The sequence below is a fragment of the Ruegeria discodermiae genome (assembly GCF_030758345.1).
GTDB lineage: Bacteria > Pseudomonadota > Alphaproteobacteria > Rhodobacterales > Rhodobacteraceae > Ruegeria_C.
Genome location: NZ_JAVAMO010000001.1, coordinates 532700 through 547231 on the forward strand (window position 1 = coordinate 532700; position 14532 = coordinate 547231).

Consider the following 14532-nt stretch of genomic DNA (forward strand, 5'->3'; position numbering starts at 1 on the left):
GTTCATGTCCTTAGAACGGAATCTCGTCATCATCGATTCCGCCCGAGGCCGGGGCCGGGGCGCTGCCGCCGCCGCGTGACCCGCCATAGCTGTCGCTCTGCGGCCCGCTGTCATAGCCACCGCCCTGACCACCGCCATAGCCGCCACCACCGCCGCCGCCTTCGCCGCGGCCATCCAGCATGGTCAGGGTCGAGCCAAAGCCCTGCAGCACAACTTCGGTTGAATACCGGTCCTGACCGGATTGATCCTGCCATTTGCGGGTCTGCAACTGGCCCTCAACATAGACCTTCGAGCCTTTGCGCAGATATTGCTCGGCAACGCGGACCAGACCTTCGTTGAAGATCGCAACCGAGTGCCACTCGGTCCGTTCGCGGCGTTCACCGGTGTTGCGGTCTTTCCAGGTCTCGGAGGTTGCAATGCGTAGGTTGCAGACCTTGCCGCCGTTCTGGAACGAACGCACCTCGGGGTCGCGGCCCAGATTTCCGATAAGAATGACTTTGTTGACCGAGCCTGCCATGGCTTTCCCCATCTGTTGTTCTGTCTTGATGTCGCGAATCTGCGCGATCCGTCCCGGAGACCCTATACGGCCCTGAACTTGGTTAAAACTAGGTATAGCAGCACGGAACCACTCGCGCGGGGTACATATCCCGAACTCTTTCATTTCCGGGCAAAATATGTATAGTCCCGCGTCGAGGTGTAGTAGGCGGGCAGTGAGTATGCGCAGGTTTGTATCGGGGCTTGTTGTTGTTGGGCTTGTGCTATCGGCGGTGCCGGCGGCAGCAGATATGTTCGGAACCAAGAGCCGCAGGGACCTGTTCAAGAATCAGGCGAAATTTCTCGATACGCGCGGGGCCAGCCAGTATGAAAACTCGGTGCGCCTGCGTCCGCCCTCGGCCCGTGGCAATTTTGACAAGCGCTATACCGGCAAATACCGCGGCCAATACACCGCCATGGCGCGCGACGCGGCGCGGCGGCACAATATACCCGAAGAGCTTTTCCTGCGTCTGGTGCAGCAGGAAAGCAACTGGAACCCGCGCGCCAAGTCCCACAAGGGCGCGCTGGGTCTGGCGCAGCTGATGCCCGCGACTGCGCGGTCTCTGGGTGTGAACCCGCATGATCCTTATGAGAACCTCGATGGTGGCGCGCGCTATCTGTCGATCCAGTTCCGCGAGTTCAAATCCTGGCCTCTGGCCTTGGCCGCCTATAATGCCGGACCGAAAGCGGTTCAGAAGCATGGCGGTGTACCTCCCTATAAAGAAACCAAGAATTACGTGAAAAAGATCTGGGGCGGGTGACGCTGGTTTGCGTTGCATCAATTCCTGATTGATTTTATCTGGTATGACGAAGCCAATGATCCCGCGCTTCGGAGGCCACATATATGCGTTCCTTTCTGATATCCGCACTTTTGTGCCTCGCGGCCGGCGTGGCTCAGGCGGACCCACTTGACAGTCTGGAATCGTTGGGAGAGGCGTTGTTTTTCGACGCCAACCTGTCGGCCAACCGCACCATGTCCTGCGCCACCTGTCACGACCCCGAGGCAGGATTTGCCGATGCGCGCGAAACCGATCTGGGCCGGGCAGTGTCTTTGGGGGATGACGGAGGCTCCCTTGGCGACCGCAACGCGCCCACCGCCTCTTATGCGGCGCTGGTGCCGGGGCTGCACCGCACCGAAGAGGGTGTCTGGGCCGGGGGTCTGTTCTGGGACGGGCGCGCTACGTCGCTGGAGGATCAGGCAGGCGGACCTCCGTTGAACCCGATCGAGATGGGGATGGCTGACAAGGCCGCCGTCGTTGAACGCCTGCAGGAGAACCCTAATTACGTCACCGCCATGCAGGACCTGTTTGATAAGGCGGTGTTTGAGGATGCGGATCGGGCCTATGCGGCGATGACCTCGGCCATTGCCGCGTTTGAGCGTACGGAGGTCTTTGCGCCCTTTGACAGCAAGTATGACCGGTTTCTCAAGGGGGAATACCAGCTTACCCAGGAAGAGGAGTTGGGCCGTCTTCTGTTCTTCTCGCAGCAATTCAGTAATTGCAACCAGTGCCATCGGCTCAAGCGCAGCGAGATCGACCCCGGCGAGACTTTCACCAACCACGAATACCACAATATCGGCGTGCCCATCCATAAGGCGGTGCGCGCCCGCAATGGCGTGCCGCTTGATCTGGCCGATGCCGGGTTGCTCGCCAATCCCGAGATCGATGATGTGGCGCAGGAGGGCAAGTTCCGGGTTCCGACGTTGCGCAATGTGGCGGTGACCGGGCCTTACATGCATAATGGTGTCTTCGAAGATCTACGGACCGTCGTGCTGTTCTACAACAAATACAATACCAAGGCGGCGGCCCGTCAGATCAACCCTGAGACCGGCGCGCCCTGGCGTGACCCCGAGGTGGCGTCAACGCTGTCCTTCAAGGAACTGACCGACGCCCCCGCGCTGGATGATCAGCGCATCGACGCGCTTGTGGCTTTCATGAAAACGCTGACAGATGCGCGCTATGAACATCTGGTTGATGCCGATTGAGGCAATGTCGGGCGGGTGAATCCGCGGTCTTCGGAGCGGGCGCGGCTCAGAGCTGCGCCGCCGAGACAGCGCGGCGGGCGGCGGGATTGGCGGCGCGCTGTTCGATCCAGTCAAAGACCAATTTCGGGCCCCGTCGCGTGCTGGAGTGATCGCGGGACATGACATAGCCCGCATTGCTGACCACTACATCCTCGGTCGCCTGCACCAGCAGGTTCTGCTGTATCAGACCATCGATCAGTCCAAGCCATCCCAGCGCAAAGCCATTCCCGGCAATCGCCGATTGGGTGACCATGTCGTAATTGTTGAAGCTGATATAGTTCTTGGACCGTTCGCCGGAAATGCCCAGCCCTTCGAACCATCCCTGCCAGGTTTGCCAATGGGCGGATGGTGGTTTTGACAGGCTCAGCAATTGGTGATCGAGCAGGGCTTGCGAGGATGTGATCGGGCCGTTTTCCGCCAGAAAACCAGGGCTGCACACCGCAGCAACCCGTTCGCGCAGCAGCGCGACATCCCTTTTCTCGATTGTGTTGAAGGATTGGACATGAATTTTGATATCCCAGTCGTCGGACCCACTCTCGGGTGGCGCTTGCGAGGCGAGAATCTGGATCTCGATCTCATCCCCCAACTCTTCGCGCAGGTCAGAGAGTTGCGGCAGGAGCCAGAAGGTCGCAAAGGAAAAATCTGCCGAAATACGCACACGCGGTCTGGATTTGCGTTCCAGCAAAGAGCCCACGGAACGGCCCATCTGGCTCATGGCAGGGCGCACAGTGTCCAGCAGGCGCACGCCTTCATTGGTCAAGCTCACGCCACGATGTTCGCGCCGGAACAGGGTGACCCCAAGCTCAGCCTCAAGCCCTTTGATTTTCTGCGATATTGCCGATTGCGTCACACCCAAGGCCTCTGCCGCGCCGGAGAGGTTCCCAAAGCGTGCGACCAGATCAAAGGCGTGTAGCGCTACAAGCGTGTGACTAAGCTTCCTATTAACACTGCTAAGATCATCCATAATCAATTCACTACTGCAAAACCGCCCCGGGTTCTAAATAAAATTCCCCAATGCGAACGATTAGCTTAGACTCGGGCTATCGAACAATAAAAACCGCGAACAGAACAGGGAAGTTACATGTCAATCAAACCACCCTTAACAGACCTACCCATCGGCGTTGCCGATGAAGGTTTTTACCGGGGTTTCAGCCATATCGTCACCATATCGTCAAAGCTGGCGATTGGCGGGCTTGTGGTCTGGGCCATCGCGTTTCCGGAGCAATCGGGCGCCGTCCTGAATTCGATTAACGCGTTTATCCTTTCATCCTTTGGCGCCTGGTATATCTGGACCGTGGCGCTTTTCGTGTTGTGCTGTCTGGGTTTTGCGATCTGGCCCACAGCGGGCAGGCTGAAGCTTGGCCTGGACAGTGACGAGCCGGAGTTTTCCAATTTCTCATGGTTTTCCATGATGTTCGGGGCCGGGATTGGTGTGGGGATGCTCACCTGGGCCGTGGCCGAGCCGATGTATCACTGGACCAATAACCCGGAGGTCATTCAGGGCGTCACCGAAGGCAGCACCGAAGGCAACGTGAGGATGGCCTATAAATGGTCCTTCCTGCACTGGGGTCTTGGGGCCTGGGCCTGTTATGCGATTGCCGGTCTGGCGCTTGGCTTCTTTGCCTATCGCCGGGGTCTGCCACTGACCATGCGGTCATCGCTGACCCCGCTTTTTGGCGCGCGTCTTTCGGGCTCGCTGGGGCATATCGTGGATATCGTGGCGGTGGTTGCAACCATTCTTGGTGTTGCGCAGACGCTGGGATTTGGTGTCGAACAGTTTGTTGCGGGTCTGACCCGGATCGGGATTGGCGGCTTGACCAACGCCGAAGGCACGGCCAACACCGCCGGGGTGCTGATCGCCATCATTGTGATCATGGCTGCCTCGACCGCGTCGGCCTTGTCAGGTGTCGGCAAAGGCATCAAGTGGCTGTCCAACATCAATATGGTGCTCAGCATCGCGTTGCTGGCCTTCTTTCTGGTGTTCGGCTCGACCTTTTTCGGGTTGCAGGCGCTGTTCCTGGGCCTCTGGGATTACATGATCGCGCTGCCGGACATGATGTTCCGGGTTTGGGGTGGTGACGGTGATCCCGACAGCATCGCCTCCAAGCTCGAAGGCTGGCAGGGCGGCTGGTCGGTGTTCTACTGGGCCTGGTGGATCGCGTTTGCGCCTTTTGTGGGCCTGTTCCTGGCGCGGATTTCCAAAGGGCGGACCATTCGTGAATTCGTGCTGGGTGCGATGATCGTGCCGTCGCTGATGTGCTTTGTCTGGTTCACATGGGCCGGTGGCACCGCGATTGATTTGGAGCTGAAAGGCGCCGAAGGCATCATCAAGAGCGCACCGGATGGCGACAAGATTTTTGCCATGGTGCAATACATGCTGACGCCGTTCCTTGGCTGGGCCATGTCGGTGATGATTGTTGTGCTGCTGATGACCTATCTGGTCACAACGGCGGACAGCGCCGTGCTGATCGTGAACACCATCAACGCCGCTGGCGATGAAGGTCCCAAAGCACGCCCGCATATCATCTTCTGGGGTGTGGCTCTGGGGGCTGTGGTGACCGCGCTGCTGCTTGTTGGTGGACTCAAGGCGATCCAGACCGCGATGGTGATCGGGGCCTTGCCCTTCTCACTGGTGATGGTGTTGCAGTGTTTCGCGCTGATCAAGGCGATCTACAATGACGGCAAGCGCGAGAAAGCCGGGATACCAACAACCGTGGCGCAGGAGCCTGCTGAATAGGAAACAACGTCAAATTGCCGCGACCAAGTCCTGATGGTGGCGGCAACGAAAGGGCTGGGTCGGATGGCCCAGCCCTTTCAATTTGTGACGGCCGTGATTTATTCGGCGGCGATCTTGATGACCGGCCGCATCCGCTCCAGCACATCATCGGAGAGGTGACATTTGATCTGATGCCCGTCGGCCAGCGTCTTAACCGGCGGCACGTCTTTTTCGCACAGACCGCCAGCCACTTCGGATTTCCAGCGGCAGCGGGTCTGGAACGGGCAGCCCGGCGGCGGGCTCATCGCCGAGGGGATGTCGCCCTCCAGCACGATATGTTCCTTCTCGATCGAGGTGTCCGCAATCGGCACCGCGCTCAGCAGCGCTTCGGTATAGGGGTGATAGGGCGGGGCGAAGACCTGATCGGTCGAGCCCAGCTCCACCACATGACCCAGATACATCACCATCACCCGGTCGCTTAGATAGCGCACGATGGACAGGTCATGGCTGATAAACAGCAGCGTGGTCTTGTGCTCGCGCTGGATCTCCATCAGCAGATCGGTCACCGCCGCCTGCACCGACACGTCCAGCGCCGAGACCGGCTCATCGGCGACCACGATCCGTGCGTCCCCGGCAAAGGCGCGCGCGATGCCCACACGCTGTTTCTGGCCACCCGACAATTGCCGTGGCATCCGGTCAGCAAAGGCGCGGGGCAGCTTCACCAGGTCCAGCAGTTCCAGCATCCGCTGCTTGCGTTCGGCCTCGGATTCGCCGATGCCGAAAATCTCCAGCGCGCGGATGATCTGTCGTCCCACGGTCATCGAGGGGTTGAGCGTGTCGAACGGGTTTTGGAACACCATCTGGACCTCGGACACGGTCTTCGTGTCACGTTCCTCGATCGGCACGCTTTCGATATTGCGGTTATCCAGCAGAATCTGCCCGTCGGTCGCCGTCTCAAGCCCCATCAAAACCTTAGCGAAGGTGGATTTGCCACAGCCGGATTCGCCCACAATCGCGAGCGTCTCGGATTCGCGGGCCTCAAAGCTCAGCGTCTCGTTGGCCTTCACCACCTTGGTCTGACCACCACCAAACAGCGCATTGGCGGCCACCTCATAGTATTTCTTGAGGTTGTCCATCTTCAGAACAACATTGCCGACCTCGGCCTTTTCCTTTTGCTCGCCGACGGTGATCGGCGCGCTCCAGTCGATCTCGTTGTATTTCAGGCAGCGCGTGTGGTGCCGGTCATTGCCGGGCACCGACACCATTACGATGTCCTGCGCGTCGCAGCGCCCTTCTTCGAAATAGTCGCAGCGGGGGCCGAAATTGCACCCCGGCGGACGTTCATGGGGCAGGGGGAAGTTGCCGGGGATCGCCACCAGCGGGCGCGCGTTCTTATCCGCGCCGGGCAGCGGGATCGAGCGGAACAGCGCCTGTGTATATGGATGCTGCATGTCGTCAAACACATCCTTGATCGAGCCGCGTTCAACCGCTTCGCCGGAATACATTACGCAGAGCCGGTCGCAGGTCTCCAGCACCAGACCGAGATTGTGGCTGATGAACAACATCGAGGTGCCGTATTTCTTGCCCAGATCCTTGACCAGTTCGACGACCGCGGCCTCAACCGTCACGTCCAGCGCGGTTGTCGGTTCATCCAGAATAAGCAGCGCCGGTTTCGACATCAGCGCCATAGCGATGACGATCCGTTGCTGCTGACCACCTGAAAGCTGGTGCGGGAAGGAATTCAGCATTCGTTCCGGATCGGGCAGACGCACATCAGTGACCACTTCCAGCGCGCGGGCATAGGCCTCTTCCTGACTGACGCCCTCGTGGATCATCGGCACTTCCATCAGTTGTTTGCCGATCTTCATCGCAGGGTTCAGCGAGGCCATGGGCTCCTGGTAGATCATCGCGACTTCATTGCCGCGAATATCGCGCAATTCCTCATCGCTCATCTGACCCAGATCGCGGCCCTTGAACTTGATCGTGCCGCCCACGATGCGCCCGTTTTTACCCAGATCCTGCATCACGCCCAGCGCAACGGTGGATTTGCCGCACCCGGATTCACCGACCAGCCCGACCGCCTCGCCGGGCTGCACCGTGACCGAGAAATCCATCACGGCGGGAATTTCCCGCAGGCGGGTGAAAAACGAAATTGACAGCTTGTCGATTTCAAGGATCGGCCCGTCATAATCCGCTAGCTTGTTCATCTTGCTTGCTCCTCACCAGATCGCGGGGTTTCCCATCATCCGGCTAAAAATGTCCCGCTGGGTCCGGGGGGGTTGCCCCCCGGCCTCGGTTGCATCAGTCCTTCAGGCTCTCTTCCCGCAGCCCGTCCGCCAACAGGTTCAATCCAAGAACCATGGTCAGCAAGGCCAGTGCCGGGGGCAGAGCAGGGTGCAGATAGACCGAGAGCAGCTTGCGCCCCTCATTGATGGTCGACCCCCAGTCCGGGCTCTCGGGCGGCAGTCCCAGCCCAAAGAAGCCCAAGGTCCCCAGAAGGATCGTGGTGTAGCCAATGCGCAGGCAGAAATCGACGATCAGTGGCCCGCGTGCATTGGGCAGGATTTCCCAAAGCATGATATACCAGGGGCCTTCGCCGCGGGTCTGCGCGGCGGCTACATAGTCGCGCGTCTTGATGTCCAGTGTCAGGCCGCGCACGATGCGGAACACCGTGGGAGAGTTGACGAAGACCACCGAGACGAACACCACCAGCACGCCGCCCGGAATATCGAACAGATCAAGGATGTTCGGGATTCCCGGTATCCAATAGCTGCTGGTCTGCACGATCGCGCCGTCATTCGAGATCAGCGACAGGTAGAGCCAGATCGCCACCCCGAGCACACCGATCAGCAGCGGCGTTCTGAACCGTGGCTGCGTATAGAACCGCGAGTTGAGCAACACGGCCAGAAACACGATGGGGAACACAAACAGCACCGTCGCCATATAGTTCGGCACGCCGGTTGCCACGATCTCGGGCGTGACCAGCAGGTAGAACAGCAGGATCACCGGGAAGGCCAGGATCAGGTTCGACAGGAAGGACAGGATCGTATCCAGTCGCCCGCCATAATAGCCTGCGGGCAGGCCCAGCGTGATCCCCACCATGAAGGCAAAGACCGTCGCCAGCGGTGCGATCTGCACCACGATCCAGGCCCCTTTGACCATGCGGCTGAACACGTCACGCGCCAGGTTGTCGCCACCCAGAAGATACCAGGCATACTGGCCTTCTTCGGCACCGCTCACCGGGGTTCCCGGCGGCTTGTTCTTCATGCCCGAGACCTGCGCCAGCGCATCCTGCGTGACGATCAGGTCCATCGCGCCGAAGATGCCGGTAAACACCCAGAACATTACCAGGCCAAAACCGACCATGCCAATGGGGCTGTCATAGAGCTTGCCATAAAGCCCCAGCCGCCGCTTGAACGCCATCGAGACGGCAAAGAGCAGGATCAGCGCAATCCAGACCGAGGTGAACTGATAGAAGATGCGGGTAATGATTTCGAATGTCGTGAGAGGTTCCATGCTCAATCTCCTCCCTTAAGCAATTCGAATACGCGGGTTGAGGTAGACATAGCCGATATCCGATATCAGTTGTGTCACCAGCACCACGATGACGGACACCACCGACACTGCCAGCAACAGCTGGATGTCGTTATTGCTCGCCGCCTGCACCAGCACCCATCCGAAGCCCTTGTAGTTAAAGAGCGTCTCAACGATCACCACACCGTTCAGCAGCCATGGGAACTGCAGCATGATGACGGTGAAAGGGGCGATCAGCGCGTTGCGCAGCGCGTGTTTCATCACGATGTTGGAAAAGCTGACGCCCTTTAGCCGCGCGGTGCGGATATATTGCGCCGTCATCACCTCTGTCATCGAGGCGCGGGTCATCCGGGCGATATATCCCATCCCGTAGAGCGAGATGGTCAGCACCGGCAGGAAGAAGTTCTCGAACGTGGCGTGTTCCATCGCCGAGGTTGCGGTACCCTTGAACCATTTCAACCCAACGGCAGAAGAGGCAAAGACCGCGATGAAGATCACGCCTGAGACATATTCCGGCGTCGCCGTCGTTGTGATGGCGAAGGTCGACAGGGTCCGGTCGGTCTTTGATCCCTCCTTCATACCCGCCAGAACGCCGAGCAACAGCGCTGACGGGATCATCAGCAGCATCACCCAGAACATCAGCTTGCCGGTCAGGGCCAACCGGGTTCCGACAACGCTGGAGACCTCATCCTTGAAGACCGTGGAATAGCCCCAATACCCCTGCAGGATACCGCAGAACTCGGGCGAGTCCTCGGCGGTCTGGCCGGGCAGAATGCAACGTCCCTGAATGCTGCCATCTTCATTCGTATGCCGGTAAGACGGCAGAATACCCAGCCATTCGCCGTATTTCACCGGCACCGGTTGAAGGTATCCCCCCTTTTCCAGAAAACTGCTGACCTGCTCATCCGACATCCGGAAGTTGCCCTGGGTCTTGGCGAGTTTTTCGAGGTTGGGGTAGAGGTTGGTCAGAAAGAAAACGAGGTAGGTCAGACATAATGCGGTCAAGAGCATGACGCCGACGCGTTTTAAAATGAAGAGTCCCATGTAAGCCCCTGTTGGTGGCCGGCGCGAGGCGTGTCAGACCTTGCGCTTTGCTTTTTTTGTTCTCCGTTCGTCGACGAAGAAGCCGCGCCCGATGGGCGCGGACTGTGTTTTTTTGGTGGTTCAGCCGACGATGCCGAACTTGTAGATCTGCGGCAGGTCGGCGATGTGCTTTTCAACACCCACCAGATTGTCGCGGTGGTGGCGCATGGCCGTCCGCCAGTACGGCTGGATGGTCACGCCCTCGTCGATCATGATGCCCTGAAGCTTGCCCATCACTTCGCGGCGCTGGTCCACATCCGCGATCGAGTTTGCTTCTGCCAGCAGGGTGTCGAATTCCTCATTCGCGAACCCGGATTCGTTCCATGCCTCACCTGATTTATAGGCAAGCGCCAGAATCTGGACGCCCAGCGGGCGGTGGTTCCAGTTGGTCGACGAGAACGGGTACTTGGTCCAGTCGTTCCAGAAGGTCGATCCCGGCAGCACGGTGTGGCGCGCCTTGATCCCCGCATCGTTGAGCTGGGCCACAACGGCAGCCGTTGTGTTACGGCGCCAGTCATCGTCGATCGACTGAACCTCATGCTCGTAGTCGCCCATGCCGGCCTCATCCATCAGGGCCTTGGCCCGTTCAGGATCGAAGGGCAGACGCTTGATGGTGGAATCAAACTCGGGATGCATCGGTCCGACATGGCAGTTATCCGCCGGGATGCCGTAACCTGCCATCCCAAGTTCAAGGCAAACCTCGTTATCCACCGCCATGGCCAGAGCCTGACGCACGCGACGATCGCCGTAGATCTTGTTGCCATCGGCGTCTTCGGCCAGCTGATTGGGACGAATGACAATGGTGAAGCCGGACGGGATTTCCGAGCGGGTCAGGCCGAGGCCGTCGAAGATATCGACAAACTCACCCACCGATTCCCAGTTCATGTCGATCTCTTCGGCCTCGTAAGCCGCCAGGAACGCGGCGGGATCGGTGCCGTAGTCGATAAACTCGATCCGGTCCACGTAACCGCCTTTGCCAGCAGCATAGCCCCACCAGTCATGGTCTTCATTGCGCACCAGAACGCCCTTGACGCCAACCTCGTGGCTTTCTGGCAGCATGAAGCCCGTGCCAACCGGGTTGGCCAGCATGTTGTCGGGGTCGTGACTGCTGTGCACGATGGCGGCGGGGTAATCGGCCATGCCCGGAATAATGGTGATATCGGGATTATTGCTCTTGAGCTTGACCGTATGAGAGTCAACGACCGTGATCGCCCCGTCGGCCGCCTTGTTGGTTTCCGGATCAACCAGCGAGGCCATGCGCGACGCCATAGAGTTTCCTTCGACGGTACCGTCGCACCACCCCGCAATGTTGCGGGCCACGTCATCGGCGGTAAAGTCGTCGCCGTTGTTCCACTTGACCCCTTTGCGCACGTTCAGGGTGTGCTCGGTCGCATCGTCGTTGGTTTCCCAGCTATCAAGCAACATCGGCTTAAAGGAGCCGTCATTGTTGTATTCGACCAGGTATTCGAGCCAGCCCGCGGTGAATGTCGCGATCTGGGTCCAGTCATAAGTGCGCGGATCTTTCAGGCCACGGACTTCCATCTGATAGCGGATCGTACCGCCCTTTTCGGGCACCTGCGCCTGCGCGGGTGAGGCCAGCCCGATCATGCTGTAGGCTGCGGGCACGGTCACGCCCAGTGCCGTCACGCGCGCCATGAACTCACGGCGGCTGAGCTGGCCATCGCGATACTCGCGAGCATGCATCTCGGCCGCGCGGTGCACCGGCTTTCCTGTCAGTGTTTTGTTTGTCATTTAGGTCTCCCCTGAGTGAGTTTGTTTTTGATTAAAGGCGGGAGCGGCTGCGTCAGAAGTCGTACCGGATATCACTCCGTCGCGCGCGGATGGCGCTTTGGTTCTTTCAAGCTCCCCATTGCAATATACGGCAACAGAAAATCCCGGTCGTCAACGATCGCTTTCGCCCTTTCGGGGTCCAAAAGCGACATTGGGATGCTAAAAAAACGACTTGACGGCAAAAGCCTGGCTAAGGGAGGTGCAAGTTGGCCTTATGCTGCGCTGCGGCGCATCGCTGAGGGGGCGAGCCCGGTATGGTGCTGCATGAAGCGGGTAAAGTAGGCTGCGCTGCTAAAGCCGAGGTCCTTGGCGATATGGCTGGCGGGGCGGTTGCTCTGGATCAGCGCGGCGCGCGCTTCATGCAGGACGCAGTTGGTCAGCAATGCGGCTGCGGTGCGCCCGGTCTGGGATTTGCAGACCCGGGTCAGATGGGTGGGCGTCACGCCCAATGCCTCGGCATGGTCAGCCATGCTGGCGCCGGTGGCATGGGCGTGCACCAGCCTGTCGAAATAGCGGCGCGCCAATCGCCGTGCGGCGCTGTCGCGGGGTGGGGTGGGTTCTGCCTCGGTGGTGCGCTGCAACCAGATGGCGGCCAGTTCGGCATAGGCCAGGACCGCCTTTGTGTTCAGGCTTTTGGTGCTGTCCTGTTCACGGGCGATGGCATCCAGCAGACCGGCCAGATCGTTCTGGGTGGCCACATCGCGCACCCGCAGATGGACGGGGCGATCGGGCAGCGACAGGGCGCTGGCCACCGGCAGCACCAGCGCTTGCCCGAAACACTGCCGTCCCAGATCGATCGCCAGAAGCTGCCGAGCGGGGACAAAGATGGCGTTATGGGTGCCGATCCCGGCGCGCGCGCCATCAAACAGCGCCACGCCCTGACCGCGCGTGATCCAGAGCAGCAGGTGATCGGCGCGGCTGTGCGGCAGCTCAAGCTGCCAGCGACCAAGCGGCGCAAGCTGTGGCAGGCTCAGCAGCCGCACGTCATTTGCCTGATCGGGTCCGCTCGTCATGGGTTTGATCCGGTGGGAAACACTCTGTTTGCGCCATTTACAGCATGAAAGCGCGGGGCGGACAACCAGCCCGCGCCACTCACAGGTCGGGCCGCAGCCTGTGCCAGCCCGCCATCCGCGCGCGGAACCAGGTGCGCTGGCGTTTGGCAAATTGCCGGGTTGCGATGGTGGCGCGTTCGCGGGCGGTCTCAAGATCGATTTCGCCGTCGAGATAGGCGATGAGTTCCGGCACGCCGATCGCCTTGCAGGAGGGCAGGGTGGCGTCATAGCGGTCGCGCATGGCGGCCACCTCCTCCAGCGCGCCGCCCGCCAGCATCGCGTCAAAGCGCCGCGCGATGCGATCCAGCAGCCAGTCGCGGTCGTTTTCCATCACGATCGGCACAGTCTGGTCGAGTGGCAAGATCGGCGCAGAGGTCTCAGCCTGCCAGTCCGCGAGCGGTCGACCGGTGGCCTGCAGCACCTCCCAGGCGCGTTGCACCCGCGCGCGGTTCTGACGGTCGATCCCGTGCGCCGTGTGTGCGTCCAGCCCGGCCAGAAGCGCCTCAAGCGACAGGGCGTCGCCTTCGGCGCGAATCTCGGGCGGCGTTGGCGGGATGTCGGCCATGCCTTCGGTCAGTGAGCGGAAATAGAGCCCGGTGCCCCCCACGATGATCGGGCGCTGCGAACCGGTCAGCAGCGGCGTCACCTCGCGCAGCCAGTGGCCTGCCGAATAGGCCACGTCATAGGGGATGTGACCATAGAGCAGATGCGACGCGCGGGCTTCTTCCGCAGGGGACGGGCGGGCAGTGATCACGCGCCAGCAGTCATAGACCTGACTGGCATCGGCATTGACGATCACCCCGCCATGGCGCTCGGCGATCTGCAACGCCAGGTCCGACTTGCCCGAGGCGGTCGGCCCGGCGATCAGAACCGGCAAGTCGTCGGGGATGTCAGGCAGTTGCGCGGCAAGCCTCATGTGAGCACCTGCGCATACCGCAAATTCCTTAGCATCTGACACCCAACCCGCATTGAACCTCGCTGCGTTTTGCTCCATTTTGCGCCGCAATTACACCGGTGCCGCAGCGGAGCGCAACATGACCTCTCTTTCCCCCGAATTTGTGACGCAAGCCAAGTATAAACGGGTGATGCTGAAAATATCGGGGGAGGCGTTGATGGGGGATCAGGGGTTCGGCCTGCATCCGCCCACCGTGCAGCGCATCGCCGAAGAGGTCAAATCGGTCCACGACATGGGGGTAGAGATCTGCATGGTCATCGGCGGCGGCAACATCTTTCGCGGGCTGCAGGGCTCGGCCCAGGGGATGGAGCGCACCACCGCCGACTATATGGGCATGCTGGCCACGGTGATGAACGCGCTGGGGATGCAATCGGCGCTGGAAGGAGTCGGGGTGTTCACGCGCGTGATCTCGGCCATTCCGATGGATCAGGTCTGCGAGCCTTATATCCGCCGCCGCGCGGTGCGCCACCTTGAGAAAAAGCGGGTCTGTATCTTTGCCGCCGGCACCGGCAACCCCTATTTCACCACCGATACAGCCGCCGCCCTGCGCGCCAGCGAGATGGCCTGCGAGGCGATCTTCATGGGCAAGCAGGTGGACGGGATCTATGACAGCGATCCCAAGACCAACCCCGATGCCAAGCGCTATGACCGGATCACCTATAACGAGGTGCTGACCAGGAACCTCAAGGTGATGGACGCCTCGGCGATTGCGCTGACGCGCGACAACAACATGCCGCTGATCGTGTTTTCACTGGACGAGCCGGGCGGGTTCCGGGGCATTCTGGCCGGTGAGGGCACCTATACAAAGGTGATGGGCTAAGGCATCTGCCCTGCGGGAATCTCG

The 14532-nt window shown here is 60.3% G+C and carries 12 protein-coding genes; 4 read left to right on the forward strand and 8 right to left on the reverse strand.

What is annotated here, in order from left to right; genetic code table 11:
- Nucleotides 1–10: 10 nt before the first annotated feature.
- Nucleotides 11–517 (reverse strand): single-stranded DNA-binding protein, encoded by a 507-nt coding sequence (locus tag Q5Y75_RS02650; RefSeq protein WP_306195674.1) that lies wholly within the window; start codon nt 515–517, stop codon nt 11–13.
- Nucleotides 518–716: 199 nt separating this feature from the next.
- Here Q5Y75_RS02650 and Q5Y75_RS02655 point away from each other — a divergent pair, with 199 nt between their 5' ends.
- Together Q5Y75_RS02655 and Q5Y75_RS02660 are read left to right on the forward strand one after the other, a co-directional pair.
- Complete coding sequence (locus Q5Y75_RS02655; protein WP_306194041.1) at nt 717–1295, forward strand: lytic transglycosylase domain-containing protein; 579 nt, start codon at nt 717–719, stop codon at nt 1293–1295.
- Between the two features lie 83 nt (nt 1296–1378).
- Nucleotides 1379–2518, forward strand: coding sequence for a cytochrome-c peroxidase (locus Q5Y75_RS02660; protein WP_306194043.1), 1140 nt, complete (start codon nt 1379–1381; stop codon nt 2516–2518).
- Nucleotides 2519–2564: 46 nt separating this feature from the next.
- Here Q5Y75_RS02660 and Q5Y75_RS02665 read toward each other — a convergent pair whose 3' ends face one another.
- Complete coding sequence (locus Q5Y75_RS02665; RefSeq protein ID WP_306194046.1) at nt 2565–3521, reverse strand: LysR family transcriptional regulator; 957 nt, start codon at nt 3519–3521, stop codon at nt 2565–2567.
- A 117-nt stretch (nt 3522–3638) separates the two neighbouring features.
- Here Q5Y75_RS02665 and Q5Y75_RS02670 point away from each other — a divergent pair, with 117 nt between their 5' ends.
- The gene (locus tag Q5Y75_RS02670) at nt 3639–5294 is read left to right on the forward strand and encodes a BCCT family transporter (RefSeq protein WP_306194048.1); all 1656 of its coding nucleotides are present in this window, start codon (nt 3639–3641) and stop codon (nt 5292–5294) included.
- A gap of 98 nt (nt 5295–5392) precedes the next feature.
- Here Q5Y75_RS02670 and Q5Y75_RS02675 read toward each other — a convergent pair whose 3' ends face one another.
- From Q5Y75_RS02675 to miaA, 6 genes are all read right to left on the reverse strand, one after another.
- Entirely contained in the window at nt 5393–7480 is a 2088-nt protein-coding gene (locus tag Q5Y75_RS02675) for a dipeptide ABC transporter ATP-binding protein (RefSeq protein ID WP_306194050.1), read from the reverse strand.
- Between the two features lie 94 nt (nt 7481–7574).
- Complete coding sequence (locus Q5Y75_RS02680) at nt 7575–8789, reverse strand: ABC transporter permease (protein ID WP_306194053.1); 1215 nt, start codon at nt 8787–8789, stop codon at nt 7575–7577.
- A 15-nt stretch (nt 8790–8804) separates the two neighbouring features.
- Nucleotides 8805–9851 carry an ABC transporter permease gene (locus Q5Y75_RS02685; RefSeq protein ID WP_306194056.1) on the reverse strand — a complete coding sequence of 349 codons (1047 nt, stop codon included), beginning with the start codon at nt 9849–9851 and terminating at the stop codon, nt 8805–8807.
- Between the two features lie 120 nt (nt 9852–9971).
- Nucleotides 9972–11642, reverse strand: coding sequence for an ABC transporter substrate-binding protein (locus tag Q5Y75_RS02690; protein ID WP_306194059.1), 1671 nt, complete (start codon nt 11640–11642; stop codon nt 9972–9974).
- 251 nt (nt 11643–11893) lie between these two features.
- Nucleotides 11894–12694 carry an AraC family transcriptional regulator gene (locus Q5Y75_RS02695; protein ID WP_306194061.1) on the reverse strand — a complete coding sequence of 267 codons (801 nt, stop codon included), beginning with the start codon at nt 12692–12694 and terminating at the stop codon, nt 11894–11896.
- Nucleotides 12695–12773: 79 nt separating this feature from the next.
- Nucleotides 12774–13649 (reverse strand): tRNA (adenosine(37)-N6)-dimethylallyltransferase MiaA, encoded by an 876-nt coding sequence (gene miaA, locus Q5Y75_RS02700; protein WP_306194062.1) that lies wholly within the window; start codon nt 13647–13649, stop codon nt 12774–12776.
- A 118-nt stretch (nt 13650–13767) separates the two neighbouring features.
- On the opposite strand from miaA, the gene pyrH reads away from it, so the two are divergent.
- Entirely contained in the window at nt 13768–14508 is a 741-nt protein-coding gene (gene pyrH / locus Q5Y75_RS02705) for a UMP kinase (RefSeq protein WP_306194064.1), read from the forward strand.
- Nucleotides 14509–14532 lie beyond the last annotated feature (24 nt).

Coding starts and splice junctions, on each gene's coding strand:
- Q5Y75_RS02685 (WP_306194056.1), bottom strand. CDS start 9,851: ATGGGACTCTTCATTTTAAAACGCGTCGGCGTCATGCTCTTGACCGCA.
- pyrH (WP_306194064.1), top strand. CDS start 13,768: ATGACCTCTCTTTCCCCCGAATTTGTGACGCAAGCCAAGTATAAACGG.
- Q5Y75_RS02680 (WP_306194053.1), bottom strand. CDS start 8,789: ATGGAACCTCTCACGACATTCGAAATCATTACCCGCATCTTCTATCAG.
- Q5Y75_RS02650 (WP_306195674.1), bottom strand. CDS start 517: ATGGCAGGCTCGGTCAACAAAGTCATTCTTATCGGAAATCTGGGCCGC.
- Q5Y75_RS02665 (WP_306194046.1), bottom strand. CDS start 3,521: ATGGATGATCTTAGCAGTGTTAATAGGAAGCTTAGTCACACGCTTGTA.
- Q5Y75_RS02670 (WP_306194048.1), top strand. CDS start 3,639: ATGTCAATCAAACCACCCTTAACAGACCTACCCATCGGCGTTGCCGAT.
- miaA (WP_306194062.1), bottom strand. CDS start 13,649: ATGAGGCTTGCCGCGCAACTGCCTGACATCCCCGACGACTTGCCGGTT.
- Q5Y75_RS02675 (WP_306194050.1), bottom strand. CDS start 7,480: ATGAACAAGCTAGCGGATTATGACGGGCCGATCCTTGAAATCGACAAG.
- Q5Y75_RS02690 (WP_306194059.1), bottom strand. CDS start 11,642: ATGACAAACAAAACACTGACAGGAAAGCCGGTGCACCGCGCGGCCGAG.
- Q5Y75_RS02660 (WP_306194043.1), top strand. CDS start 1,379: ATGCGTTCCTTTCTGATATCCGCACTTTTGTGCCTCGCGGCCGGCGTG.
- Q5Y75_RS02695 (WP_306194061.1), bottom strand. CDS start 12,694: ATGACGAGCGGACCCGATCAGGCAAATGACGTGCGGCTGCTGAGCCTG.
- Q5Y75_RS02655 (WP_306194041.1), top strand. CDS start 717: ATGCGCAGGTTTGTATCGGGGCTTGTTGTTGTTGGGCTTGTGCTATCG.